Origin of the sequence: Paenibacillus tundrae, from assembly GCF_036884255.1 — a bacterium.
GTDB lineage: Bacteria > Bacillota > Bacilli > Paenibacillales > Paenibacillaceae > Paenibacillus.
This window is the reverse complement of the sequence record NZ_CP145605.1, coordinates 4,564,220-4,591,194: the sequence shown is the minus strand read 5'-3', so window position 1 is coordinate 4,591,194 and position 26,975 is coordinate 4,564,220. Positions and strand designations below refer to the sequence as shown.

Annotated in this window: 21 protein-coding genes and 1 pseudogene; 21 read left to right on the top strand and 1 reads right to left on the bottom strand. The window is 47.4% G+C overall.

Annotated elements, in window-relative coordinates; translation table 11 throughout:
* The first annotated feature begins 89 nt into the window (after positions 1-89).
* From addB to V6W81_RS20595, 5 genes are all read left to right on the top strand, one after another.
* Positions 90-3,593 carry a helicase-exonuclease AddAB subunit AddB gene (addB, locus tag V6W81_RS20615; protein WP_145045706.1) on the top strand — a complete coding sequence of 1,168 codons (3,504 nt, stop codon included), beginning with the start codon at positions 90-92 and terminating at the stop codon, positions 3,591-3,593.
* Positions 3,590-7,936, top strand: a complete 4,347-nt coding sequence (gene addA / locus V6W81_RS20610; protein ID WP_338540208.1) for a helicase-exonuclease AddAB subunit AddA — start codon at positions 3,590-3,592, stop codon at positions 7,934-7,936. The genes addB and addA overlap by 4 nt, the downstream gene beginning before the upstream one ends.
* Positions 7,937-8,102: 166 nt before the next feature.
* Positions 8,103-9,287 carry an exonuclease SbcCD subunit D gene (locus V6W81_RS20605; protein WP_145045702.1) on the top strand — a complete coding sequence of 395 codons (1,185 nt, stop codon included), beginning with the start codon at positions 8,103-8,105 and terminating at the stop codon, positions 9,285-9,287.
* On the top strand, positions 9,284-12,703 hold the full coding sequence (locus tag V6W81_RS20600; protein WP_338540207.1) for an SMC family ATPase: 3,420 nt from the start codon (positions 9,284-9,286) through the stop codon (positions 12,701-12,703). Before V6W81_RS20605 ends, V6W81_RS20600 begins: the two co-directional genes overlap by 4 nt.
* A 284-nt stretch (positions 12,704-12,987) precedes the next feature.
* A complete protein-coding gene (locus V6W81_RS20595) occupies positions 12,988-13,332 on the top strand; it encodes a hypothetical protein (RefSeq protein ID WP_145045698.1) in 345 nt (114 codons plus the stop codon).
* A 241-nt stretch (positions 13,333-13,573) separates the two neighbouring features.
* Here the strand turns inward: V6W81_RS20595 and V6W81_RS29240 are convergent.
* Positions 13,574-13,756 (bottom strand): annotated as a pseudogene (locus V6W81_RS29240) (PLP-dependent transferase); the annotation flags it as partial.
* Between the two features lie 152 nt (positions 13,757-13,908).
* Between V6W81_RS29240 and V6W81_RS20585 the strand changes: the two are divergent.
* From V6W81_RS20585 to recO, 16 genes are all read left to right on the top strand, one after another.
* Complete coding sequence (locus tag V6W81_RS20585; protein ID WP_056696014.1) at positions 13,909-14,268, top strand: histidine triad nucleotide-binding protein; 360 nt, start codon at positions 13,909-13,911, stop codon at positions 14,266-14,268.
* Positions 14,269-14,453: 185 nt separating this feature from the next.
* On the top strand, positions 14,454-14,627 hold the full coding sequence (rpsU, locus tag V6W81_RS20580) for a 30S ribosomal protein S21 (protein WP_005547957.1): 174 nt from the start codon (positions 14,454-14,456) through the stop codon (positions 14,625-14,627).
* Between the two features lie 15 nt (positions 14,628-14,642).
* Positions 14,643-15,086: a GatB/YqeY domain-containing protein gene (locus tag V6W81_RS20575; protein WP_145045696.1), complete on the top strand. Its 444-nt coding sequence runs from the start codon at positions 14,643-14,645 to the stop codon at positions 15,084-15,086.
* A 343-nt stretch (positions 15,087-15,429) separates the two neighbouring features.
* On the top strand, positions 15,430-16,770 hold the full coding sequence (locus tag V6W81_RS20570; protein ID WP_430701368.1) for an NfeD family protein: 1,341 nt from the start codon (positions 15,430-15,432) through the stop codon (positions 16,768-16,770).
* 162 nt (positions 16,771-16,932) lie between these two features.
* Positions 16,933-17,943 carry a flotillin-like protein FloA gene (floA, locus tag V6W81_RS20565; protein ID WP_145045694.1) on the top strand — a complete coding sequence of 337 codons (1,011 nt, stop codon included), beginning with the start codon at positions 16,933-16,935 and terminating at the stop codon, positions 17,941-17,943.
* A 13-nt stretch (positions 17,944-17,956) separates the two neighbouring features.
* Positions 17,957-18,574: a hypothetical protein gene (locus tag V6W81_RS20560; RefSeq protein WP_145045692.1), complete on the top strand. Its 618-nt coding sequence runs from the start codon at positions 17,957-17,959 to the stop codon at positions 18,572-18,574.
* A gap of 178 nt (positions 18,575-18,752) precedes the next feature.
* A complete protein-coding gene (gene yqfC / locus V6W81_RS20555) occupies positions 18,753-19,046 on the top strand; it encodes a sporulation protein YqfC (RefSeq protein WP_056696021.1) in 294 nt (97 codons plus the stop codon).
* On the top strand, positions 19,043-20,236 hold the full coding sequence (gene yqfD / locus V6W81_RS20550) for a sporulation protein YqfD (protein WP_338540206.1): 1,194 nt from the start codon (positions 19,043-19,045) through the stop codon (positions 20,234-20,236). The genes yqfC and yqfD overlap by 4 nt, the downstream gene beginning before the upstream one ends.
* 6 nt (positions 20,237-20,242) lie before the next feature.
* Positions 20,243-21,214, top strand: a complete 972-nt coding sequence (locus V6W81_RS20545) for a PhoH family protein (RefSeq protein ID WP_145045688.1) — start codon at positions 20,243-20,245, stop codon at positions 21,212-21,214.
* 16 nt (positions 21,215-21,230) lie between these two features.
* The gene (locus tag V6W81_RS20540) at positions 21,231-23,480 is read left to right on the top strand and encodes an HD family phosphohydrolase (RefSeq protein WP_338540205.1); all 2,250 of its coding nucleotides are present in this window, start codon (positions 21,231-21,233) and stop codon (positions 23,478-23,480) included.
* A 44-nt stretch (positions 23,481-23,524) separates the two neighbouring features.
* Positions 23,525-24,022 carry an rRNA maturation RNase YbeY gene (ybeY, locus tag V6W81_RS20535; RefSeq protein WP_338540204.1) on the top strand — a complete coding sequence of 166 codons (498 nt, stop codon included), beginning with the start codon at positions 23,525-23,527 and terminating at the stop codon, positions 24,020-24,022.
* Positions 24,022-24,408, top strand: coding sequence for a diacylglycerol kinase family protein (locus V6W81_RS20530; RefSeq protein ID WP_338540203.1), 387 nt, complete (start codon positions 24,022-24,024; stop codon positions 24,406-24,408). Before ybeY ends, V6W81_RS20530 begins: the two co-directional genes overlap by 1 nt.
* A gap of 60 nt (positions 24,409-24,468) precedes the next feature.
* Positions 24,469-24,882, top strand: coding sequence for a cytidine deaminase (locus tag V6W81_RS20525; RefSeq protein ID WP_128102896.1), 414 nt, complete (start codon positions 24,469-24,471; stop codon positions 24,880-24,882).
* 39 nt (positions 24,883-24,921) lie between these two features.
* Positions 24,922-25,821 (top strand): GTPase Era, encoded by a 900-nt coding sequence (gene era / locus V6W81_RS20520; protein WP_145045682.1) that lies wholly within the window; start codon positions 24,922-24,924, stop codon positions 25,819-25,821.
* A 104-nt stretch (positions 25,822-25,925) separates the two neighbouring features.
* On the top strand, positions 25,926-26,066 hold the full coding sequence (locus tag V6W81_RS20515; protein ID WP_145045680.1) for a YqzL family protein: 141 nt from the start codon (positions 25,926-25,928) through the stop codon (positions 26,064-26,066).
* 33 nt (positions 26,067-26,099) lie between these two features.
* Complete coding sequence (gene recO, locus V6W81_RS20510) at positions 26,100-26,852, top strand: DNA repair protein RecO (RefSeq protein ID WP_145045678.1); 753 nt, start codon at positions 26,100-26,102, stop codon at positions 26,850-26,852.
* Positions 26,853-26,975: the final 123 nt, after the last annotated feature.

The window sequence follows — 26,975 nt, the reverse complement described above, 5'->3', positions numbered from 1 at the left end:
CGAATAGTGGCAAACGTATGTTCCGAACCGAGTCAGGTATGGTATACTGAGAATTAAAATCTTGTTCGTGATGATTTGGAGGATTAGACATGTCCGTACGCTTCGTTATTGGCCGGGCAGGCAGTGGCAAGAGTGCCCTGGTTACCCGGGAAATTACTACCCTGCTTCAACAGGAGCCACAGGGGAATCCCCTTATTTTACTAGTACCTGAACAGAGTTCATTCCGTACAGAGCAAGCACTCGTCTCTTCTGGCATGATCAAAGGATCTATGCGCGCTGAAGTGCTTGGTTTCCGAAGACTAGCTTACCGTGTCATGCAGGAGGCTGGTGGTTCGGCGCGTATTCCAATCGGTGCTGAAGGTAAGAAGATGCTGCTCTATAAAGTACTGCAACGGCGTAAGGAAGAGTTGAAATTATTTGGTGCTTCAAGCAGTCAATTAGGCTTTATTAGTCATCTGAACAACCTATATGGTGAATTTAAACGTTATGAGCTTGATCCTGCATCGCTGGGAGACGGAGTTTCCATGTGGAATGCCTCTTCGTCAGCACCGATATTGGGAGATAAGCTTCATGATCTGCTTTTAATATATCGTGATTATGAACAGGAATTAACGGATCTCTACATTGATGATGAAGATACGCTCAGCGAATTGACTGAACGGTTATCTGAAGGCACGATGCTGAAAGATTCTCAGATTTGGATAGATGGGTTTCAGGGATTTACTCCACAGGAACTGAGTGTGATTGGAAGACTGATGTTGCAGTCTTCTAATGTTACGATTGCATTGACGTTAGATCGCCCATACGAGCATGGTGCACTTCCTAACGATTTGGATCTGTTCTATCCCACAGCGAGTGCTTATGCACGTCTCAAAGGCATGGCTGATGACTTAGGTGTGCCGAGCGAAACGATGATTCTTCAGCCAGGGGTTGCGCCAAGATATGAAGGAAGCCCGGGATTAGCGCATTTGGAAGCGGGGTTCGATCGTAGAGTTCGCTGGAGAAGTGAAGGGCGTGATTCTGGTATTAAGTTGTATGCAGCCGAGAACCGTCGTGCGGAACTGGAAGGTGCGCTACGGGAAATGAGACGTTTGGCTCAAGATGAGGGTGCGCGTTACCGTGAGATGGCTGTGTTGGTTCGTCAGTTAGATGCTTATGCAGATATTGCCGAGCCGTTGTTCCGAGATTATAACATCCCTGTCTTCTTGGATCGCAGACGAAGTGAGCTGCATCATCCGCTCGCGGAGTTTATTCGTTCAGCACTGGATGTTGTTCGTCGTCGCTGGCGTTACGAAGATGTGTTTCGTTGTGTCAAAACAGATCTCCTCCTGCCTCGGGATGGTTCAGTGAGCCGTGAGGACATGGATCAACTCGAGAATTACATCCTAGCTTGTGGTATTCACGGATACCGCTGGACAGACGGCAAACCTTGGAAGTATGTGCCTAGCTTGTCGCTGGAGGACAACGGTCAGGAAAATCGGAGCCGTGGACGTGAACAAATGTTATCGTTGATGGAAAAGTGCCGCACGGTTATTACAGATCCAATGGGTGCTTTTGAGAAGCGAATGAGCAAGGCAAAGACAGCCAAGGAACAGTGTGCTGCATTATACAATTTACTTGAAGATGCGGAGATTCCATGGAAGCTGGAGGCGATGTCCACCGAGGCCACCGCTCAAGGTGATCCGGAACGTTCACGCGAGCATCGACAAATGTGGGGAGCCGTTCTAGATCTGCTTGATCAGATGGTCGATATGATGGGAGCCGAGCGTCTGGACTTGGATTTGTTTGCTGGATTAATTGAGACAGGACTAACGGAGCTTAAATTGGGTCTGGTTCCACCTGCATTAGATCAGGTATTGGTTGGTTCGATGGATCGGACGCGTCTGCAAGATATCAAGTATGTATTTATTCTTGGAGCAGTGGATGGAGAACTCCCGGCTGTACCTCAAGAGGATGGTGTATTGACTGAGCAGGAACGACTTTTGTTAACAGAAAGAGGTTTGCCTCTGGGGCCTGGAGCGACCAGACAAATGCTGGACGAGCGTTTTCTGATATATACCGCCTTAACATCAGCTAGTGACCAACTGTGGCTAAGTTACCCTGTCGCGGATGATGAAGGGAAGTCGCTGCTACCTTCGGAGATTGTAAGACATGTGCGGAACATGTTTGGTAAACAGGAGCAGCCTCTTCTGACTGAACCTCAGGGATCAGTCGCTTTACAGAATCATTGGGCCTATGTTCGTCATCCGGAACAGAGCTTATCTACGTTAATTGGACAATTGCGCAGATGGCGCCGCGGTGAGGACATTCCAGAATTATGGTGGGCCGTGTATAACTGGCATGCTTCGCAAGAAAGCAGCAAACCGCTATTGGACCGATTACTGGGATCCGTCTTTTATCGTAACCGGGCGTTACCACTTCGCACATCCACTAGTCGGAGATTGTACGGTACGGAAGTTCGCACAAGTGTCTCCCGGATGGAACGGTTTGTAGCATGCCCATTCTCTCACTTTGCTTCTCATGGATTACGCTTGAAGGATCGCCAGCTTTACCGTCTTCAAGCACCAGATATCGGTCAATTATTTCATGCTGCACTCAGTCAGTTGGCGATGCGCTTGCGTGAAGAAAATCGTAGCTGGGGGAGTTTATCGCCAGAGCAATGCCGACAAGAGGCAGAGCAGACGGTGGAGCAGATTGCTCCACAGCTTCAAGGAGAAATTTTGCTTAGCACCAAACGGTATGGTTACATTTTCCGCAAGTTGAAGGAGATTGTCAGCAGAGCTTCCGTTATTCTGGGAGAACAGTCTAGACGAGGAAGTTATGAACCGATCGGGCTTGAGCTTGATTTTGGACCAGGCAAGCCTTTGCCGCCGTTACGTTTTGAACTGGAAAATGGTTGTGTGATGGAGATTGTCGGTCGAATTGACCGCGTAGATGTTGCTGAAGGGGAAAATGGACTTCTACTACGAGTCATAGACTATAAGTCAAGTCAGACGGATCTCAAGCTACACGAAGTGTATTATGGTCTGTCACTACAGATGCTTACGTATCTGGAAGTGTTACTTAGTGCGGCTGAAGAATGGTTGGGTGAATCTGCCATGCCGGGCGGCACGCTGTATTTCCATGTGCATAATCCGCTACTGCAATCTTCCAATGGCATGACCTCGGAGCAAGCAGGACAAGAGCTGCTGAAACGCTTCAAAATGAAAGGACTATTGCTCGCAGACCGAGATAACATTGCTCAAATGGATCATACCTTGGAAAAAGGGTATTCTGCGATTATTCCTGTTGCACTGAAAGCAGATGGTAGTTTTTACAGCAGTGCAGCTGTAGCTACACCTGAGCAATGGGACACATTGCTTGCAACCGTACGAAGCAACATTCGAGAGATTGGTACACGGATTACGGACGGGGACGTGGGCATCGAGCCTTATCGTATCCAACAGGAAGTTGCATGTACCTTCTGTCCGTATAAGCCAGTCTGTCAGTTTGATGAGAATATAGAAGGTAATGAATATAATCTGTTATCAAGACCAGGCAAACAGCAAATATGGGAGTTGTTATCTCACAACAAGGGAGGGGAAACGTTATGACGAATATGCCAAAACCAGAAGGTAGCTTCTGGAGTGATGACCAGTGGAGTGCGATCTCGCAGAGTGGAGAAGACATTCTAGTTGCCGCCGCTGCGGGATCGGGTAAAACGGCTGTATTGGTCGAACGGATTATTCGCAAAATTGCCGACCCTTCTCAGGGATTCAGCGTAGATCGTTTGCTTGTAGCAACATTTACGAAAGCAGCCGCGGCCGAGATGAAGCAACGTATACGTGAAGCATTGGAACGTGCGCTGGAAGATCAGCCTGGAGAAGAGCATCTGCGTAAGCAGCTTTCGCTTCTTGGACGTGCGTCCATCACGACACTGCATTCATTTTGTATGGAAGTTATACGGCGTTATTATCAGCAGATTCCGCTGAATCCTGCCTTCCGGATATTGAATGAAAATGAAGCTGAAATGATGCGGCAAGAACTGCTGGAACAGCTTTTTGAAGAAAAGTATGGTGAGCAGGATGAAGGCAGTACATTCCGCAAATTAGTGGATTGGTTCAGTGGCGAGCGGAACGATGATGCAATGCATCGGCTCGTACAACGGCTGTATGACTTCTCTCGCAGTCATTCTTGGCCAGATCACTGGCTGGCAGAAATGGCGTCTGCTTTTCAGGTGGAGAGTGTAGAGGCGCTAGGACGTACGGTCTGGGTACAGAGTATTTTACGTGATGCCTCACTTACGTTAAGTGGTGCCGCTGGGGTGTTGCGCCAAGGGATTGAAATTGCTATGCAGCCAGAAGGGCCGGCACCTTATGCGGATACGCTCAAGGAAGATCTGGTGATGGTAGAGGAGCTTCGTTCTGCCGTTCAGATCATGCCATGGGACAAGTTGCCAGACGTCTTTCAATCAGCCGCATTTGGCAAGCTCAAGCCTTGTAAGAAAGATCAGACAGACCCAGGGCTTCAAGAGCAAGTTAAGGATCTTCGCGAAGCAGCCAAAAAAGCAGTAACTGATCTGAAAGGATCATTGTTCGGGAGAACTGCCTTTTCGTTCTGGCAGGAATTAGAGCAGGCTGCCCCACTGATGCACGAGTTATCTAAACTCGTCAGTGAGTTTGGAGAACGATACCAGCAGGCGAAGCAGGAGCGTGGGCAGGTTGATTTTAGCGATCTGGAGCATTACTGTCTTCAAATTTTGCGTCATGAGGATTCTACGCCAGCTGTGTCCATGCCTTCAGATGCAGCAATGGAATTTCGTGCACGTTTTGATGAAGTGTTACTGGATGAATATCAGGATACCAATACTGTACAGGAAGATATCGTAAGACTAATTTCAAGAGAAAATCCTGGTAATCGATTTATGGTTGGTGATGTAAAACAGAGTATTTATCGTTTTCGTCTGGCCGAGCCGGGGCTGTTTCTTAACAAATACCGTCAATATGCTTCAAGTGCTGTACTGGATCAGGACGAAGACTCCAGCGAGCACACGGGCAGACGTATTGATCTAGCGCGTAACTTTCGAAGCCGTGAAGAAGTTGTTCATTCGGTCAATATGCTCTTCCGGCAGATTATGAACGAAGGTGTGGCGGAGATTGCGTATGATGAACGAGCACAGCTTGCTTATGGAGCATCGTTCCCGTCAGAGACGGAAAGAGATGAGGCGTATACACCTGAGGTCATATTAATTGATCGTCAAGGCGGTGGGCCTGATCTGTCTGAAAGCACAGAGGAGCAGGGAGATACACTGGCTACTGCTGAACTGGAGAGCGCTGAGTTAGAGACTGCTCAACTGGAAGCACGAGCAATGGCTAGACGTATTCGAGAGATTGTGGGCGATGCAGATCAGCCTGCATTGCAGGTGTATGATAAAGCGCTGAAAACGATGCGACCGGCAAGGTACGGTGACATTGTCATTTTGTTGCGTTCTGCTCAAATGTGGGCGCCGCTTATGATTGAAGAGTTTAGGCAACAAGGCATTCCTGCTGGTGGTGAGCAGAGCAAAGGGTATTTTCAGGCAATCGAAGTGGAAGTGATGTTGTCCCTGCTTCAGATTGTCGATAACCCAAGACAGGATATTCCTCTTGCTGCGGTTCTACGGTCACCGATTGTTGGTCTAGACGAAGAGGAACTGGCACAGATTCGTCTCGGGGATAAAACTCAATCCTTCTATGATGCTGTAGTGTTGGCTACAGGAGAACTAGATCATTCAGGGCATGACCACAGCTTAGACCAGAAGCGCATGCAAGAAAATCGTGACGATCAAGCCGTTCAGATGAATTGGCCTGATGCGTGGACAGAGCTGGAGCAGGCACGACGAGAGACGGCGGTTACTGCTGAGTTAGATCGTGTAGATGACATGCGACAATCCAGCAGTGATGTTGATGCGGCTCACTGGGCGGGACTGGTCAATCTTGTAAGTGATGAGGACAATGCCGTTCAGCCTGATGAGGGTGTGACATTACAGCAAAAATTGATTCAGTTTGCACGTCAATTGAAGCAATGGCGATTAGAGGCTCGTCAAGGCAGTCTGAGTGAATTAATCTGGCGGATTTACAGAGAGACGGGGTACTTGGACTGGGTAGGTGGTCTCCCCGGTGGCATGCAGCGTCAGAGTAATCTTAAGGCGTTATATGATCGGGCGCGTCAATATGAGGAAGCAACTGCGAATCGAGGTTTGTTCCGCTTTTTGACGTATGTCTCTAGACTGCGTGAGAATGGTGGAGATTTAGGAACAGTCGGCGGTGCTGCTGAGCAAGACAACGAAGTAAGGATTATGACCATTCATCGAAGTAAAGGACTGGAATTCCCAGTAGTCTTTGTGGCGGGGATATCCAAAATGTTCAATCAGCAGGATCTGAACGCACCTTTTCTCATGCATAAGGAGCTTGGATTCGGCCCAAGGTTCGTGGATCAAGAGAACCGTGTTGCGTACCCGACACTTGCAAATCTAGCGATTCGCCGCCGGGCTCAATTTGAGCTGTTAGCCGAGGAGATGAGGGTGCTGTACGTGGCGCTCACACGTCCAAAGGAGAAAATGATTCTCATAGGAACAGTGAAGGATGTTGCCAAAAAGGCAGCCGCTTGGTCACAGGTGAAGGACAGTTCGGAGTTGTTATTGCCAGACTACTTACTTGCAGCGGGACGTAATTATTTGGACTGGATCGGCCCGTCCCTTATTCGTCACCCAGCAGCGGCTTCCCTTCGTGAATTGGCTGGAGGAAGTGATTCCTATTCATCTTGCTTAATGGACGACGAGTCGCGCTGGAATATCACCGTGGTTTCTGCAGATCAGGTTTCACGGGACATGGTTCATGGACATCTCAAGGACGAGGAAGAAGCGATGTCAGAAGTTCGGAAGGAACGAATTGCTGCGTTGCAAGCAGTACAGCCTGTTCAGTTACGTATTTCTGAAGAGAGAAGCGATGAAGCTGCTGACTTGTTAGAATTAGCTCAGCAAGATAACGGTCATCGTGATGAAGTTACTGAAGATGGGCAAACAGATGTCTCGCTTATGGAGCAAGTCAATCAACGATTATCCTGGGCATATCCACACACAGCGGCAACGCAGGTTGCGGCAAGCACATCCGTGTCTGAGCTTAAGACATTGCTCGCCAAACAGGAATACCAGCCACTACAGGTAATGGAAGAGATGGCAAGACGAATTGAGAATAATACTTCGCATACAGATGATCCGTCGAATGAGAAGTTGAATCTAGTAGTGCAGCCTGATAACAGTAGAAGCCATGATCCGGATTCGTCCTTCAAATTGCATTTGCGTCGTCCTAAATTCATGGAAGAGAAAAAGCTAACAGGTGCAGAAAGAGGAACGGTGTATCATACATTGATGCAGCATCTTCCGATGGATGGAACAAGGGTTGACGTCGAGGTTGTGGAAAGTACGATCGCGCGGTTGCTACAACTACAGATTCTGTTGCCACATCAGGGAGAGGTCATTGATGCTACGCAACTCGTTGCTTTTTTTGATACTGAGCCTGGATTGGAACTTGTGCGCGCAGATTGGGTAAAACGGGAGATTCCATTTATTTACGGATTGCCTGCACATCATTCTCCTGCTGAGTGGTTGCGTGATATAACGCCACATGAGGGGATGCAGACAGTAGATGAAGGCGAAGGACTTCAGGCATCACTGGTAGATGAGACGGTATTGGTTCAAGGGATTATAGACTGCCTCTATGAGGTGGAGGGCAAACTTGTGCTGCTAGATTATAAAACGGATCGTGTCTGGAATGATGCACAAGGGTTAAACGATTTAACTGCAAACTATCGTTTCCAGCTAGAGTTATATAGCCGGGCAATTGAGGATATTTTGGGACGTAAGGTTGACCACAGGTGGCTTTATTTCTTTGATGGTGGACATGCAGTGAAATGTTAATATAAGGATTCATTTAAAATAGCTTGAGCTACCTTAATTAGGACGAGATATAGATCAAAAGAGTTTATTAGTCTATATCTCGTTACATACATCAGGTTTAGTGAGTTATGAGATGGATTCATGGGCAGTACTTTGAAATGTTCTTGGGAGAGGGGACGAACGGACAATGCGTATTTTGCATACAGGAGACTGGCATTTGGGGAAAACACTCGAAGGTCGGAGCCGTCTGCGAGAACAGGAAGACTTTATTGATGAGCTTGTCAAACTAGCAGATGATCAGCAGGCGGATGCTATTCTAATGGCTGGCGATGTGTATGATTCAGTAAACCCTCCAGCTTCTGCGGAGCAATTATTCTATGAAGCAGCCGCAAGGCTTACCGAGCGGGGCAGACCACTTGTGGTCATTGCGGGAAACCATGATCAGCCCGAACGGGTTGCATCGGTAACTCCGCTTGTGAATAGACAGGGTATCACCCTTGTAGGAATGCCTACTGCGGAAGCGGTGACCTTTCATGCAAAGCGTACAGGTGAGACGGCAAACATTGCGGCGTTACCTTATCCATCTGAAGCTAGATTGAACGAACTACTGACAACGGATGGGGATGAGAATGTACTTCGTCAAGCGTATAGCCGGCGTGTAGGGATGCTGATGCAGCATCTGGCAGCATCATTCCAACCGGATACAGTGAATCTAGCCATGAGCCATATCTATGTGCTTGGCGGTGTAGAAAGTGATTCCGAACGTCCGATTCAGGTTGGTGGTGCTTACACTGTAGATCCTTCAGCGCTGTCTGTAGGTGCGCAATATACAGCACTCGGACATCTGCATCGTGCACAGGCGGTAAAGGGAGACGGTATTATTCGTTATAGCGGTTCGCCATTAGCCTACAGCTTCTCAGAAGCAGGACAGAGTAAATCGGTGACGATGGTGGATCTAGCACCTGGTGGTGTTCCACATGTGGAAGAAGTGCTGCTAACCTGTGGTCGTCCCCTTGTTCGCTGGAAGGCGCGAGGAGGGCTTGCTGAGGTTCATCGTTGGTTAGAGGAAGGCCGAGATGCCCAGGCCTTTGTAGATATGGAAGTATGGCTAGAGGATGCCATGTCTTTAAAAGAAATCCAGCAGCTTCGAAGAGCCCATGACGGTATTATTCACATCCGTCCGGTGTATCCCGAGATGGCTGCTGCGGGTCTGTTAGAGCAACGCTCTGAGCTGCCTGTGCATGAATTATTCCGAAAGTTCTATCAGCGGCAGACCGGTGGGGCAGAGCCTGAAGAGAAGCTTGTACAGCTATTCCTGGAGCTTGTCGATGAGGACGAGCCAGGTGTTCGTGAGGAGGCTGAGGCCAAATGAAGCCGATTTCGTTAAAAGTGGCTGGTTTACAGAGTTATCGTGACACGCAGGAGATTGATTTTACCGTGCTGACAGAGACAGGGTTATTCGGTATTTTCGGACCTACGGGAAGTGGGAAATCCTCCTTGCTTGATGCCATTACACTAGCAATGTACGGAAAAGTAGAACGTGCGGTGAATGGTACACAGGGAATTATGAACCATGCCGAGGATGCATTGTCGGTTGCGTTTACGTTTGAATTATCATCTGCGGAAGGTACGCGTAGATTCCGCGTGGAGCGGCGATTCAAACGAAATAATGAAGTATCTGTAAGCAATACGGTTAGTAAATTTATTGAGACCATTGACGGGGAAGATCATGTACTTGCGGATAAGTTAGCCGAGGTTAACCGCTCTGTCGAGGATGTGATTGGACTCAAAATGGATGATTTTACGCGTGCGGTTGTTCTTCCGCAAGGGAAATTTGCCGAATTTCTGTCTCTGAAGGGCAGCGAGCGACGTCAGATGCTGCAACGGCTTTTCCATTTGGAGAAATACGGAGACCAGCTTGCCATCAAGTTAAGCAGACGAGTGAAGAATAATGATATGGTTCATCAGTCCCTCGTTGCGGAGCAGCAAGGGTTAGGCAATGCAAGTAAGGAGACTCTTGAAGAGACGGCTCGGCTTCTTGAAGAGGCAGTTCGTGCAGCGGCTCTGTCCCGTAAAGCGTTAGAAGAGGCCACGAAAGAAGCCGAACAGCTGGGTAAAATTCGTGAATGGAGTCATGAACGTCAATCTCGCTTAGAGGAGCAGCGTAAGTTAAAAGCACAGGAAGCACACATTGTTGCAGGTGAAGAACGTTTGAAACAGGCTAGTGCAGCAGAAGTGATTTTGCCTGCATTACAAACAATGCGCGAAGCTATGGCGGAACAGCAGTTGCGTCAGCAGTTAGCCGAGACTGCGCATCAGCAAGCGATAGAACATGAGAAGCAGTCTGTTCTTGAAGCGGAAAAGGCAGAGGCTACTCGAGTGCAACTGTCTGAGGAAGAGCCCAAATTAATGCTGCGCCTAGAGCAACTGGAACAGGCAAAAGAACTGCAAAAGGAACGTGACGGGCTTAGAGAGGATGCTTCACGTCTGAAGCATTTACTTGAGCAAGCTCAAGCAGAGCAGACGGTTGTGGGTCAACAATTGGAGAAAGAGCAAGAGTTGCAGCAGCGTGGACGTAAACGGCGGGAAGAGTTACAGGAGAGCCTGAAGCCCAACGAAGTCAAAGCCGATGAGCGGAGACAGCTACAGTCTGCATTAGAGCTTCAGCACCGGATGGACACGGTAGCAGAGCAGTTACGTCAGAACAAGGTGGAACTCGAGGCGAGCCAGCAATCAGCCACACAGGGAGCCAATAAGCTGCAGGCGATCACTGAAGAGGAGAGCCGCCTGAGCATACAGCGTGAGCAATTGATACAACAGGCGGCTGCAGGTCTTGAAGCCTTGCTTGCATGCGAGCAGGACATCGGACGCGAGCAGAGCTTGCTGGCTGGGGCGGAGGAACAGCTTCGGGGCACGATGCGTGAGCAGGAGCTGCACCGGCTCTCCTCCGCCTTGCGCGCCGAGCTGCGTGACGGCGAGCCTTGCCCGGTGTGCGGCTCCGCACACCACCCGCTCCCGGCTACGCCGGCGGGAGAAGGTCCGCACGCAGACGATGCGGACCTGGAACTGCTGCGCAGCCTGCACGCGGAGCTGCAGGAGCTGCGCTTTGGGCTGCGCCAGCAGCTGCACGAACGTCGCAGCCTGCTGACGCAGCTTGGCGCTGCGGCCGGCGAAGCTCCGTCCGCAGCCGAGGCCGCGCCTGCGGCAGCGGAGCCCGAGCCCGCCGCGTCGCCCGTGAACGGGCGCTCCTCGGCGGACTGGGCGACGCGTGCCGCCGCGCTGCGCGAAGCCGCGCGGGCGCTGGCTGACGCCGCAGCGCCGCTGCAAGCGGAGGCCGCTGCGTTGCAGCAGGCGGCCGTAAGCGCACAGCAGCGCCGCATGGAGGCGGCGGCTGCGCAGGAAGCCGGCCGTGCCGGGCTCGCCCAGGCGGAGCGCAAGCTGGCCGAGAGCGAGGCGGCAGCGACAGCGCTGCGCGATCGCTGGGCCGCGGAACTGCCTGACATCGCCCCAGAACAGGCCAAGGTCCTATATCAGGCGATGCAGGAGCGCGATGCACGCGCCGAAGACATCAAGGAACGTCTGAACAAAAGCGTGACGTTCCTTGAGGAGAAGCAAGAGATCCTTCAATCACTTCAGCGCAAGCTGGTTGAATTGGATAAACAATTAATCCAGTGGCAGACGGAGTGGCAGGGCAACAGCAAACAACTTGCCGAGAAGGAAGACCGATTACGGCAATGGGTTGGCGAACAACGCGTAGAAGACCTGATTGCTGCTGCGCAGGCTCAGCTGAATCGATTAAGAACATCTGCAACCGAGGCAGCACAGCGTTTCAAGGAAGCAGACGCTCTGAAACAAGAGTCGGCGAAGAAAGACGTTATCGCTCATCAAGCCGCTGCCTCTGCTGGCGAGCATCTGCAGCAAGCACAAGGGCGCTGGAAGCAACTGCTGGATCAATCACCATTTACTTCGGAGGAAGCTGTTATGCAGGCAGCCATCGCTTCCGAGGAGGCAGAACGACTGGCTGCGGCCATCCAGCAACACCGCGAACAGGAACGTGAGCTGGCATCGCAGTTACGAGAACTGGAGCAGAAACTTGCGGGAGCTGAGGTGACTGAGGAACAGTGGATTGCTTGCACGGAACAGTTACGGCTGAGACGGGCTGAGGATGAAGCGGCACTGAGCGCCAAAGCTCGGACTGAGCGGGACTTGGAAGATGTTCAACAACGTCACGTACGCTGGACTGAACTGGAGAACCAACGAGTGGACGTTAGCCGAGAAGGCGAGCTACTGAGTAAGCTACAATCTGCTTTCCGCGGGAATGCCTTCGTAGAATACATTGCTGAAGAGCAATTGATGCAGGTTAGCCAGGCAGCATCCCAGCGATTACGCTTCTTAACCAAACAGAGATATTCGCTTGAAGTTGATTCAGGTGGTGGGTTTGTCATATGTGATGATGCTAATGGTGGGGTGAAACGCCCAGTGTCCACCTTGTCGGGCGGCGAGACCTTCTTAACCTCGCTGTCGCTAGCATTGGCGTTGTCTGCACAGATTCAGCTTCGAGGGCAGTATCCACTGCAATTCTTTTTCCTGGATGAAGGGTTCGGCACACTTGATCCTGAACTGTTAGACACGGTCATAACCTCACTGGAGAAATTGCATGACGATCGTCTAGCCGTTGGTGTCATTAGCCACGTACCTGAACTGCGGGCACGTCTAGCACGTAAGCTGGTTGTCATTCCGGCAAGTGAGGCTGGTGGCGGCTCTCGAGTTGTTCTGGAAACATTGTAGATATAAATCTACGTCTAAATTCATTCAATCACAAAGTGAGTTACATCACAGATACAGGTTCACCGCATTGTTATACTACAGTTAAGCCGACAAACTTGATGTAAGTACCCCGGCGGACGTTTGATCAGGAATGATCCTGAATAGACGTCCGCAAGCAGTGACTTCCTTTAGGAAGCTACACACGGGGTGCTTCTTTTTTTTACCTGTTCTTGCAGTGTCAATTCGCCCAGAGCTGAATACGATGAAAGGGTGATGATGAGCAATGATCAGGGAGGCGTTAAGAAGTGGAAAAGGTGGAAGCGAAGAAAATTTGTAAAGAGCACATGCATCGGTACGTATGCGTGCAGATGCAGGATGGCAGTCACTATGACGGGATTATGGAAAATGTGGATGATGAAATGATCTATTTGGCTGTTCCTGTTGGGCCAGAAGCAGCGATGCACCATGCGAACTGGGCACCTAATGCAATGCCTGGAGCGAACTATCCAATAGCACATGCGCGTGGATTTTACCCGGGTTACGGATATCCGACGCCATATCCTTATTATGGCTATGGACGTAGACGATTTAATCGGCTCGTACTCCCGCTGTTTGCCCTTACTGCATTGACCTTGTTACCGTACTACTAAGACCGGGAGTTAGTATAGATCTGCCGCAAAGACCTTTCATATATTTGATGGGTGCGCTCTGGAGCATATAGATAGGCATCGTGTGTGTATTGCGCTAATAGATGCCTCGAATGATCAGTACTTAGTTCTTACTTTAGGAGTACTACATCCGGCAGTTGCGGAATCCAACATATTGAATAGCCAAATACCCACAAAATCATGCCTCACAGAAGGTTTGCTTCTGAAAAGGCATGATTTTCCTTTATAAATGGGATTCACTTAAGGCAGAAGTCAGATCCTCGAATAAATCTTGGGCATCCTCAATGCCAATCGAAATGCGTATCAACCCATCTGTTTTTGTCTACCTTCAAATGGAATAGACCACGTGTCATTCGGACAAGTACAGAAGTTAAACTTTTACAACGCCCAAACTTTCAACCAAAGTGAAATCTGTTATCCGCCAATGGCTTTGGAATAGGCACTATTTTAAATAGTACAAAAATTCCCCCATGATTACACTTGAAATTGGACGTTGCTTAGCACATCCGGTATGATAAGAGGGTATACATAATTACTGTTTAAAGGAGGGTATGAACAATGGATTGCTTGTTTTGCAAAATTGTAGAGGGCAGCATTCCCTCCAACAAAGTGCTGGAGAATGACCATGTTGTCGTCTTCCATGACATACAGCCCGCTGCGCCAACACATGTGTTAGTGATTCCTAAGAAACATATTGCTTCGATGAATGAAGTAACGGCAGAGGATCTGCCCTTGATTGGACAGGTTCATTTGGCTGCACAGGAAGCAGCAAAACGCTTAGGCATTGACGAGTCTGGTTACAGATTAATCAATAACTGTGGCCAGGATGGCGAGCAAACGGTGCATCACCTGCATTATCATCTGCTTGGAGGCACAAGACTCGGAGCTTTGACTAGCCTATCTGATTCGCACAAATAAACAGTTAAAGTGCTGAAAATCAACGTTATTTTTTGCACTATTGAACAATGTAAGGCATCTTGCTTGTTTAAATTAAATGATCATTTTACGTTGAGGTTGACACGTTTATTACCTTTCGCCTATAATGAAAGGTGATGAACCGTGTTATTGCTCTTGGACGGTCTGGTCGGAGGGAGGGAAAACTGGTGTCTGAAACTAAAGTTCGCAAAAACGAGACTATTGATGCTGCACTTCGTCGCTTTAAACGTTCCATCGCTAAAGATGGCGTCTTGGCTGAGGTGAAGAAACGTAAGCATTATGAGAAGCCAAGCGTGAAGCGCAAGAAAAAGTCCGAGGCTGCTCGTAAGAGAAAGTTTTAGGAGGATTTTAACTACATGAATCTTAGCGAACGATTGAACGAAGATATGAAGCAAGCGATGAGGAGCAAGGACAAGTTCAAGCTCTCCACCATTCGGTTGATTCGTTCGACGATCAAGAATCTTGAAATAGATTTGAAAAGAGATTTGGATGACAACGAAGTGCTTGATATCCTAAGTCGTGAAATCAAACAGCGCAAAGATGCCCTCCAAGAATTTGAAAAATTGGGCCGTGAAGACCTCGCGGTAAATGCAAAAGCGGAAATTGATATAATCGGTCAATACCTTCCCGAACAGCTTACCGAAGAAGAAATTAAAGTTATTGTACAGCAGACCATCCAGGAAACCGGTGCTTCTTCGAAAGCCGAGATGGGGAAAGTTATGGCGGCCCTTATGCCGAAAGTCAAAGGCAAAGCGGACGGCAAGCTGGTTAACCAAGCAGTTCAACAATTTCTGCAATAAAGCAATCAATAAACACTTCCTGACTTGTCAGGGAGTGTTTTTTCCTTTGTTAGGATCTCTTAGTGAATCGCTATGAGCGAGCATAGAAGTTTTCGAAGAAGGGATTGGATTTGTGGTTTGACATGACAGATGGACAAAACGTGAATAAACGCATCGTATTTTTTCTTTAATTTGGATGTTCGACATGAAAATGGATTATAAATGTTGCAATTGTTGCAAGATTCAAATATAATTTTAAGATTTTGAAACGAAATGTTGATTTGTACGTAATAACAACCATAAGCTGGACAGTATAACAATATTGGAAAAGGGGGGATTATTGGTGAAGGGAAAGCACCGGAAGATGCTTACAGGGCCATTCATGCTCTTGATGCTGCTGACGCTGTTGCTTCCTGTTTGGATTGGATCGCCTTCAGCGCATGCGGCTGAGAAGAGCGGCGCCGTATACATTATTCCGGTTGATAAACCAATCGAGCAGGGGCTTGGCAAATTTATGGAGCGTGGCTTCAAAGAAGCTGAGAACATGAACGCTGGCCTGATTGTACTGGACATTAATACGCCGGGAGGACGTGTTGATACTGCGGAGGCACTGGGAGTCATGATTAAAGATAGCCCAATTGAGACCTTGGCTTTTGTGCGTGGTGACGCTGCTTCTGCAGGGAGTTTTTTGGCCTTGAATGCGGATAAGATCGTAATGTCGCCAGGTAGCATGATTGGTGCGGCAGCGATGGTGGACAGTACAGGTAAACATGTCGATGATCCAAAACTCGTTGCGTTCTGGAAGAGCAAAATGCAAGGAGCGGCCGAAAAAAGTGGTCGCGATGGCAAAATTGCTGCTGGAATGACGGATGTTAATATGGTGGTCGAAATGCCAGAGATTAATAAAACCAAACAAAAAGGTGAAATTATCGCACTCTCGGCAGAAGAAGCGTTAAAAGTTGGATACGCAGACCATATTAGTAACACTCCAGAAGAGGCAGCTGCCTGGTTAGGATACAGTCAGGATGATGTGTTTAAGGTGGAAAGAACCACAGCTGAGAACATCTCTACATTCCTTACAAACCCTGTGGTTATGACTGTGCTCTTATTCCTCGGTATTGCAGGGGTGATCATTGAGTTAATCGTTCCTGGTTTCGGGGTTCCTGGTATTGTTGGTATCGTATGTTTTGTGCTGTATTTCTCCGGAAACTATATTGCTGGTTTTGCCGGAGCAGAGACGTGGGTATTATTTACTGTTGGTCTCATCATGATGATACTCGAGATGTTTATACCTAGTTTCGGTATACTGGGTATTCTCGGATCTATCGCACTCGTTGCCGGTGTCGTGCGAGCAGCGTATGACACAAGCGATGCGTTTGTATCACTCGGTATTGCCTTTGGAGCAGCGCTTGTCGTTATTGCGATCGTTGTTATCCTGTTTAAGGATAAGGGCATATGGAATCGATTCATATTGAGTGAGAAGCTGTCTGCTGATCGTGGGTTCTCATCAGCGACAGAACGCAAGGAACTGATTGGAATGCAAGGAATCAGCCTTACTCCGCTGCGTCCGTCTGGAACCGCCATGCTAAATGGAGAACGAGTCGATGTTGTATCCGATGGTGATTTTATTCCAATTGATACACCGATTATCGTCATTAAGGCAGAAGGTACTCGTATTGTCGTGCAACAAGCTCTACCTGTGTAACCTTCTCCATTGCCGGAGCCGATAAGGTCTTCGGCAACGTACATATCCATTCTGTGAGGCTGTTGCCAGAGTGGGGGATCAAAATAAACAGCAGAGTTAACCCAGGTTTGTTATGCTGTGTATTGGTACAAAATTTAAAATGCAAATGGAGGAATTTTGACTATGGAACCAACCTTGATTACGGTATTGCTTGTTGCGGTAGTTGCGATTATCGTACTGAGCGTATTCTTCAGCTTTTTCCCGGTTATGCTCTGGATCTCAGCAATTGCATCCGGCGTACGGATCGGTATTATTACCCTTGTTGCGATGAGATTGAGACGTGTAACACCTAGCAGGATCGTAAATCCGCTGATCAAAGCAACAAAAGCAGGACTTGGATTAAATATCAACCAATTGGAAAGTCACTTCCTTGCTGGTGGTAACGTAGACCGCGTTGTTAATGCGTTGATTGCTGCACAACGTGCTAATATTCCATTGGAGTTTGAACGTGCTGCTGCAATCGACCTTGCGGGTCGTGACGTATTGCAAGCCGTGCAAATGAGCGTTAACCCTCGTGTAATTGAAACACCAATTGTATCCGCTGTAGCAAAAGATGGTATCGAAGTTAAAGTTAGAGCGCGTGTTACAGTTCGTGCAAACATTGATCGCCTCGTCGGTGGTGCTGGTGAAGAGACAATTATTGCCCGTGTCGGCGAAGGTATCGTAAGTACGAACGGTTCTTCAAATTCACACAAAGACGTATTGGAAAATCCAGATCTGATCTCTCGTACAGTATTGTCTAAAGGTTTGGATGCAGGTACCGCTTTTGAAATCTTGTCCATTGATATCGCGGACGTAGATGTAGGTAAAAACATTGGTGCATTCTTGCAAACGGAACAAGCAGAAGCAGATAAGCGTATTGCCCAAGCAAAAGCTGAAGAGCGTCGTGCAATGGCCGTAGCCCAAGAGCAAGAGATGAAAGCGCGCGTAGTAGAGATGAGAGCGCGTGTAGTTGAATCCGAATCCCAAGTACCTTTGGCAATGTCAGAAGCGCTTCGTAGCGGTAAAATCGGTGTTATGGACTACATGAACCTGAAGAATATTGAAGCAGATACTCAAATGCGTAACACATTAGGAAAACCTGGTGAAGGCTCCAATTCCAATGATCAGGGTGATTCCAAAAACGGAAGATAGGCGGTGAATGCACATGAGCCTATTAGATTGGGTATTTGACAATCTGTATATTGTAGCGGTTGTTGGATTTATGTTGTTTTCATTCCTCGGAAAAGCCGCCAAATCGGTAGATCCGAACAAAAAGCGTCCGAACAATGGGATGCCTACCTTTGGTGGTAGTGGTGACTCTGATCGAAATGGACGCTCTTCTGAGGATACGAGAACGCAATCCACAGGGTCTTCTAATCATGGAGACACACGTTACGATGAGCAATACGATGATCGTTATGATGATAGAAGGTATGATGCGGAAACGTATGATGATCGTTATGAACCCATGTATTCTGAGCCTGCGCCAAATTCTAGGCAATCCGATGAATATGACGGCCAGAGTACAGTGAGTGCGATGAGCAATTCTCTTGAAGAGCAAATGAAGCAGATGGAACAGCAACAACGTGTAATTCAAGAGCGTTTGAATCGTATTTCATCAGCGAATACGCCAGTTGTCTCTGATTCCAGCTGGGATGAAACCTCGAATGAATCTGGGCAGTCTATGCTTCGCAGGGAAGATATTCGTACGGGTGTTTTATGGGCTGAAGTATTAGGTTCCCCACGTTCCAAACAACCGTTTGGGACTCGGGGCAAGCTGTAATCATTTCTAAAACAATGAGGAAAAGGGTCGTCTCTGGTGAGTGTTTGAGCCAGATGATGGCTCTTTTTTTGTTTTTATAATTCTTTTATCCGTTTCCAACTCAACCTTTACCATAGTTCTCATATATTCAGGCTTAGCCGCATAAGTTGAATTGTAGAGGAAGGGGGAAGACCTTCGAATGACTCGAATTAGCCGCAAGCTGCGCAGATGGACTAGTGAGGTGCTGGATCTGCCGCAGGATGTGCTTTACGATATGCCACGGTTAACCCTGATTGGCAATAAGCAATTGTATATAGAGAATCATCGAGGTGTCATCCATTTTACACCGGATCGAATCGTTCTTGCTCTATCCCAAGGTGAATTGGAGATTAGAGGAGCTGAGCTGATGATCCGTAATATTTTACCTGATGAGGTGGCCGTGGAGGGCACGATTCTAGATATTCATATGAATGGAGCGGAGGGGAACGGATGAAGCAGCCCAGTCTGTACAAACTGCGTGGAGCGGTCCGGATCACGGTTACTGGGGGAGACATTGAGGGGTTAATTAACTTGCTGGCAGTGCAGGGACTGGGAGTTTGGAACCTGCGTGCCAGGGATGGGCGACGGGCAGATATGAATATCTTGCTGCCTGATTTCTTCAAGCTGCGTCCGTTACTGAAACGGACAGGCTGCAAAGTGAAGGTGACTCATCGCAGAGGGTTCCCGTTTTTTGTTGCCCGACTATTGAAAAGGAAGTTTTTCCTGGGCGGAATGTTATTTTTTATTGCAGCTTTGTTTGCGTTAACGTCTATGGTCTGGAATGTAGAAGTGAAGGGCAATGTGAAGATTCCATCAGATGAGATTCTTGCGGCTGCCCAAAAAGAGGGGTTATATCCTTTTCAGTGGTCATTTCGTCTTCCCAGCCAGGACAAGCTCTCTAGACAGCTTGCGTTGACACTGCCAGATGTAACTTGGGTGGGAGTAACCAAGGAAGGCACGAAAGTTACTATTCAAGTTGTAGAGTCAGCCCAACCGAAGCGAGAGCCATTAATGAACCCTAGACATCTAATAAGTAAGTCCGACGCAGTGGTCACTCAGATTTACGCGGAGCAGGGGCGGCCGGTTGTACAGGAAAACATGCGTGTGAAAAAAGGACAAGTGCTGATCTCAGGAATACTCGGAGATGAAGAAAATACGGAAAACGTGGTGGCGAAAGGTGACATTCGGGGTTTGGTGTGGCGTGAATATCAAGTTGAAGTCCCGCTTATACAAAAGCTCAATACGATGACTGGTGAGAGCAAAGAGCGATTTTACATTGTGCTTGGGAAATGGGCAGTACAACTATGGGGGTATGGTAAAGTTCCTTTTACCTCATATGAAACATCCAGCAACCATGATCCGCTCACTTGGCGCTCCTTTACTCTTCCTATGGGGTGGTTAACGGAGACAGATCGGGAAACCCGTGCACATGAAGTACAGCAGAGTGTGGAATGGGCAAAAAGCAAAGGATTGGAAGGGGCTAGAAACGATATTATCGCTAAAAATGGGAAAGAAACTAAAATTATAAGTGAAAAAATTTTGCATGAGAAGAAAGAGAATGGTAAAGTTTATATGAAAGTATTATTTGAAGTAGAAGAAAGTATTGCGGAAGAACTTCCGCTAGTCCATAGTCAAGGAGAATGAGGCTATTTGTCAGAACAAACACGCAGCATACGAATCTCCCTCCAAAGTGCGGGAGAGGGTCAATCTCTGTTTGGACCCCAAGATATTTTTCTGAAATTAATTGAAGCTGAGATTCCTGCTCAGATCTCATCCCGTGAAGCGGAGATCGTGATCTTCGGGAATGCACAGAACGTAGAATCGCTAGAACAGTTATTTGATGTATTATTGCAATTGGTACGTAATGGATATGTGTTAACTGAGAGGGACGTTAAATACGCGATTGAGCTAGCAAAGGAACTGCGTGCAGACCAGCTTCTTGACCTGTTCAAGGGTGAGATTACAACGACCTACCGAGGGAAGCCGATCCGGGTAAAAACGATTGGACAGAAGCACTATGTAACTACGATTAAGAAACGGGACGTTGTGTTTGGTATTGGTCCTGCAGGTACAGGTAAAACCTATCTGGCGGTCGTGCTCGCTGTAGCAGCGCTCAAGGAAGGTAGTGTGAAGCGGATTGTACTTACAAGACCTGCGGTTGAGGCTGGTGAAAGCCTAGGCTTCCTCCCGGGTGATTTGCAAGAGAAGGTAGATCCTTACTTACGTCCGCTGTATGATGCATTATATGATGTGATGGGACAAGAGCAGACAGCAAAAGCGCTAGAGCGAGGGTTGATAGAAATTGCACCTTTGGCATACATGCGTGGACGTACGCTTGATGATTCATTCATTATTTTGGATGAAGCCCAGAACACCACGCCTGAACAAATGAAAATGTTTTTGACCCGTCTTGGTTTTGGCTCCAAAATGGTCATTACCGGCGATGTTACACAAATTGATTTACCCCGCGGCAAGAAATCTGGATTAGTTGAAGCAAAAGCGATACTGAATGAAGTGGAAGAAATCGGATTTGTGTTCTTTGCAGAGCAAGATGTTGTAAGACACTCTCTCGTTCAGAAAATTATCGTTGCATACAACCACGCCGCAGAAAATCAAGAATAGAAAGGGATTGTCTAAGGTGACCTCTAAGGAACTGTCAAAAGGCAAATCTTTTCAGAATAGAGCTACAGGATGGAAGTATAGCGTGTGGGCACGCTATCTTCTGTTTTTGTTTCTGGTGATTCTCTTCTTCGTGAGCCTAGCTCCCAAGCTGCTTCCTGAGCGGTACGATATTCAGGAGGGGACACGCAGTGAAGTGGATATTGCTGCACCTATGCAGATTCCAAACAATAAAGCTACGCTAAAAGCGCAAGAAGAAGCCGCCGAACGTGTGCAGCCTATTTATCAAATTGTGCAGATGCGCAATGAGAATCTAATGACGACATTACTTGATCGTATTGACCGATTGAATCAGGATGATCAGATATCAAGTCAAGATAAGATTGACATTTACCGGGAAGAAATTCCGCAGCGTCAGAAGGATTTTGTGTCCAATTTTATCAACAATAACCGGAAGTCAGGTACATACTCCGAAACGTTACTGGAAGAAATCAGAAATGTAGTACAGGAGCAAAGCTACCGGATCCCGGAAGAGACATATATCAAAATATCTCGTCTCACGTCGGATGATATTCAGGAGATGAAATCTGTTGCACGGGACATTGTCTCTAGACTAATGACGGATCAGATCAGTGATGCAACAACGGCTCGTGCGAAAGTCGCCGAGATGGTTAGTGTCAGTTCGCTTAGCAAACGTACACAGCGTGAGGTTGTGCAGGAGCTAGGACGACTTGTTCTAACGTCCAATCGTTTCTACGATGAAGAGGGCACCAAAGAAGCGAAGGTACAGGCTCGTGAGAACACGCAAACCGTGTTTATCAAGCAAGGAGATACCCTAGTAGCCAAAGGGGAAATAATCACCCCTGAGATGTATGCACTGCTGGATGAGAATGATTTGTTGAAAAATGATGTGAATTATTGGCCGCAACTTGGATTGCTCATGCTGTCCTGTCTGTTATCAGCGGCGATTCTCATGTATATTCAGCAATGTAGCGGCACACATTTTAAATACAACAATGCACAGCTGCTAATGCTTGTCCTTATATTCATTATTACGATTGTAGTTATGCATGTGACCGCATTCATCCAGACAAACGAACAGTCGTATGTAGGATTCCTTGCACCGGTTGCTGTGGGTGCGATGTTGATTGCTTTGCTACTGGATACTTCGCTTGCTTTTGTATGTTCCATAATCATTGGCATGCTCTCAAGTATCATTCTTAATACACATCAGGGTCAGATTTTTGACTTCGAATTTGGCTTCTTCGCTGTATTGGTTTCCTTTGTTGCTATTTTTGCCACCCATAAGGCCAGTCAGCGCTCAACGATCTTAAAGGGTGCCATTATGGTATGTCTCTTTGGCTCCATTGCTGTTTTCACACTCGCTTTAATCGACACAGGTGACTGGAATCGCACAACGACATTGTATGGGGTAGGTTTCGCCTTTGCTGGTGGTGTGTTAACCGCTATACTTGTCATTGGACTTATGCCATTCTTTGAAACATCGTTTGGCATCTTGTCTGCTCTCAAACTTGTGGAGCTATCCAATCCAAATCATCCGTTGTTACGCAAACTGTTGACAGAAACGCCAGGCACGTATCATCACAGCGTCATGGTGGGCAATCTGTCAGAGGCTGCGGCTGAAGCGATCGGAGCTAACGGACTGCTCTGTCGTGTCGGATCGTATTATCATGATATCGGGAAGACGAAGCGACCTATTTATTTTATTGAAAACCAAAATAATATGGAGAATCCTCATGATTCCATTGATCCGAAGTTGAGTAAGTCGATCATCGTTGCTCATGCTAGAGATGGAGTGGAAATGCAGAAGGATTACAAGCTGCCCAGACCGATTCGCGATATAGCGGAACAGCATCATGGGACAACATTCCTTCACTTCTTCTACCATAAGGCATTAAGGCAGGCTGAAGAAGCGGGGATCGAGCCTGATTTTACGGAAGAGGATTTCCGTTATCCAGGGCCGAAAGCTCAATCCAAAGAATCTGCGATTGTTGGTATAGCAGATAGTGTGGAAGCGGCTGTTCGTTCGCTGCGTAAACCGACGGTAGAGCAAGTGGAGTCCATGATTGAGAAGATTATCAAGGGTAGATTGGACGATCATCAGTTTAATGATTGTGATCTAACGATGCGGGAACTTGATATTGTTGCCAAAACTCTGAAAGAAACGGTAATGGGCATTTTCCACTCCCGGATCGAATATCCAGAGGAAATGAAGAAACCAAAACCTACTTCACCCGAAGCAGGTTAATTGAATAAAACCTCTAATAATCAGTAGACAGGAGTTATGAAAGAATGAGTCTTAACCTGGCATGGAATAATGAACAACAGGATAAAGAAATTACAGAGCCTATGATCGCGATGTTGGAGCAATTGCTCAACCTTGCAGGGGAAGCCGAAGGTGTTGCTGAAGGAGAAGTAGCTCTGACATTTGTAGATGATGAGCAGATCCATGAGTTGAACCGGGATTATCGTGGGATCGACCGTCCAACAGATGTATTGTCATTCGCGATGAATGAGACTGTGGATGAAGAACTGGATATCGTTTATGAACTGGACGAAGATGAGGAAATGGAAGAAATGCCAGATGTACTGGGGGACATTATCATCTCCGTTCCACGTACCATTCTGCAAAGTGAAGAGTACGGGCATTCCTTTGAACGCGAACTAGGCTTCCTGTTTGTCCACGGATTTTTACACCTGCTTGGCTATGACCATCAGGATGAGGCCAGTGAGGCTGAGATGATGGGTAAGCAGGAAGCTGTATTGGCTCAGGCCGGGTTGACACGATAATGAAGCGGCGCTCCTGGGGTCTAGTGTTCCGCAATGCAGCGGAAGGAATTGCATACGGCTTCCGAACTCAGAGGAATGTAAGAGTCCATACAGGAGTAGCTCTCATCATGTGTGCAGCTGGATTTTTTTTCGGAATTTCCAGAACAGATTGGATGTTTGTTTTGACAGCCATTTTTTTGGTACTGGTGACCGAATTAATGAACACTGCTGTGGAAGCTGCGGTTGATCTCGCACATCCGGATATTCACCCGCTTGCCAAAGCGGCGAAGGATACCGCGGCTGGAGCTGTACTTCTGGCTGCGGTATTCGCTGTCATTATTGGGTGTGTTGTATTCTTTGAACCTGTGCTGAACTGGTTAGGATTGCATTCGTTTTTTTGGATGTAGTTGAATTTGAATTTAATTTATAGAGCGTAGCTTTATATGACCTAAGGGAGAGAAATAAGTATGGATAACGGACTGCTGATGCAGGAAGCGATTAAGGCGCGTACCAAAGCGTACATCCCTTATTCGCATTTCGGTGTAGGCGCGGCATTGCTTGATCAAGAAGGTAATGTGCACCATGGATGTAATATTGAAAATGCTGCGTATACGCCTGGAAACTGTGCTGAACGAACAGCACTTTTTAGTGCGATTGCAGGTGGCCAGCAGCCGCGGAGCTTCAAAGCCATTGCTATTGTAGGTGACACGGATGATCCGATTGCACCATGTGGAGTATGCCGTCAGGTAATGTTCGAATTGTGCGAACCAGACATGAAGGTTATTCTTGGAAACATGAAAGGTGACCTGCGCGAAACTACGGTTGCAGAATTGATTCCTTATGCTTTTGGGCCATCCGATCTGAATTCGTCTCAAAAATAAACCATTACATTCCAGGCCTAGGCGCCTGAGGAGGAACATATGAAAAAACAAGCATTTAAATCCGGATTTGTAGCCATCGTTGGACGCCCCAATGTAGGTAAATCGACGTTAATGAATCAAGTTATTGGTCAGAAGATTGCCATTATGTCGGACAAGCCTCAAACGACACGTAATAAAATTCATGGTGTATATACTTCGGAGCAGCAGCAGATCGTATTTCTAGACACGCCTGGTATCCATAAGCGTCAGTCCAAACTAGGTGATTACATGAATCAGACTGCACTGAACACACTTCACGAGGTTGAAGCTGCGTTATTCCTGATTGATGCTTCTGAGGGCATGGGTGGAGGAGATCGTTACATTGCAGAACAATTAAAAAATGTGCGCACTCCAATCATTTTGGTAATGAACAAGATTGATAAAGTTGAACCTGAAGCGTTACTTCCTTTGATTGAGGAATATCGTAAACTTCACGATTTTGCTGAGATTGTTCCTGTATCCGCTAAGCTAGGCAGTAACGTGAATACATTGCTGGAGCAGATCAGTAATTATCTGCCAGAAGGTCCGCAATACTACCCTGAGGATCAGGTGACAGATCACCCGGAACAATTCGTTTGCGCTGAGCTGATTCGGGAGAAAATTCTGCAAATGACTCGTGAAGAAGTGCCACACTCCATTGCGGTAACGATTGAGGACATGAAGGTGCAGGATAATGGCGTTGTCTATATTTCGGCAGTTATTTTTGTTGAGCGTGATTCACAAAAAGGGATTATTATCGGCAAGCAAGGCGCCTTGCTCAAAGAAGTCGGTAAACGTGCTAGGCAGGACATTCAGAACCTGTTAGGCTCCAAAATTTTTATGGATCTGTGGGTAAAGGTGAAAAAGGACTGGAGAAATCAGGATCGCGTGTTGCGTGACCTTGGTTTTGGTCGTGAATAGTGATCCGAGTTGTATCCAGTAATTGCAACGCATAGTTTACCTTGTAAGACTCCATCCTATCTTCTAGATGCACACGTCATTTCCGAAGAGAGGATGAAATTCCGATGCGAGATTTTTCGTGGAAGGTTTTTGCGATGACGGGGGATGTAGAATCCTACTTACTGTACGCCGAGGCATGCAGCTCATTGGAGCAAGAGTCGGATATTGCAGGGGAAGTGATTGAAGATGAAGAAGCCGAGCATTGATTGGCGGATTCGAGAATGGTTAGGTGACGAGGCATGCTATACAGGGTGGAAGGGATTGTCATCCGCAGCATGGACTATGGCGAGGGAAACAAAATTATTACGCTTTGCACCGAAAGCGGCGGAAAAGTAGGTGTACTTGTCCGTGGTGCCAAAAAGCCCAAAAGTCGACATGCTGCACTTGTGCAGCCGTTTACGTTCGGTCAGTACGTTTACTTTCGGAACACGGGCTTGGGAAACTTGAATGCAGGCGAAATTATTGAGTCATACCATGAGCTGCGTGAGGATCTGGTCAAAGCTGCATATGCATCTTATGCGTGTGAGCTGCTTGATCGCGTGCTACAGGATGAGGAGACAGGTACCTTCTGGTTTAAACAACTAAAAGCCTGTCTCCAAGCATTAAAGGAAGATAAGGATCCAGTCGTCATGACTAGTTTATACGAAATGAAAATTTTGCAATCGGCTGGTTACGGGCCTGCACTGGATGAATGTATCTCTTGTGGTCAGGAACGACCAGATGAGCAATTGTTCGTGAGTCCTAGACTTGGGGGCGTCTTATGCCGTGCATGTAAGCATTTTGATCCGCCTGCTATGTCTGTAAGCCCTAAGGCGCTAAAATTGCTGAGATTGTTTGCACAGTTTGATCTGCAACGGCTGGGTAACATATCTGTAAGCGAAGGAACACGAGCTGAGCTCAAAAAAATCATGCGCGCGTTTATGGATCACCAATTAGGTTTGAATTTGAAGTCCCGTTCTTTTCTCGATCAAATGGAGAAGTACGGGATTTGAGTTGTTTGTAGAAGTGATGAAATTCAACTTGACTTCATTCTTATTTTTATATATGATGAACTATAATTTCTCTTTTGGAGACATGCATTGAACGAGAGAGTAGTAGACAGGATTCTATAATTT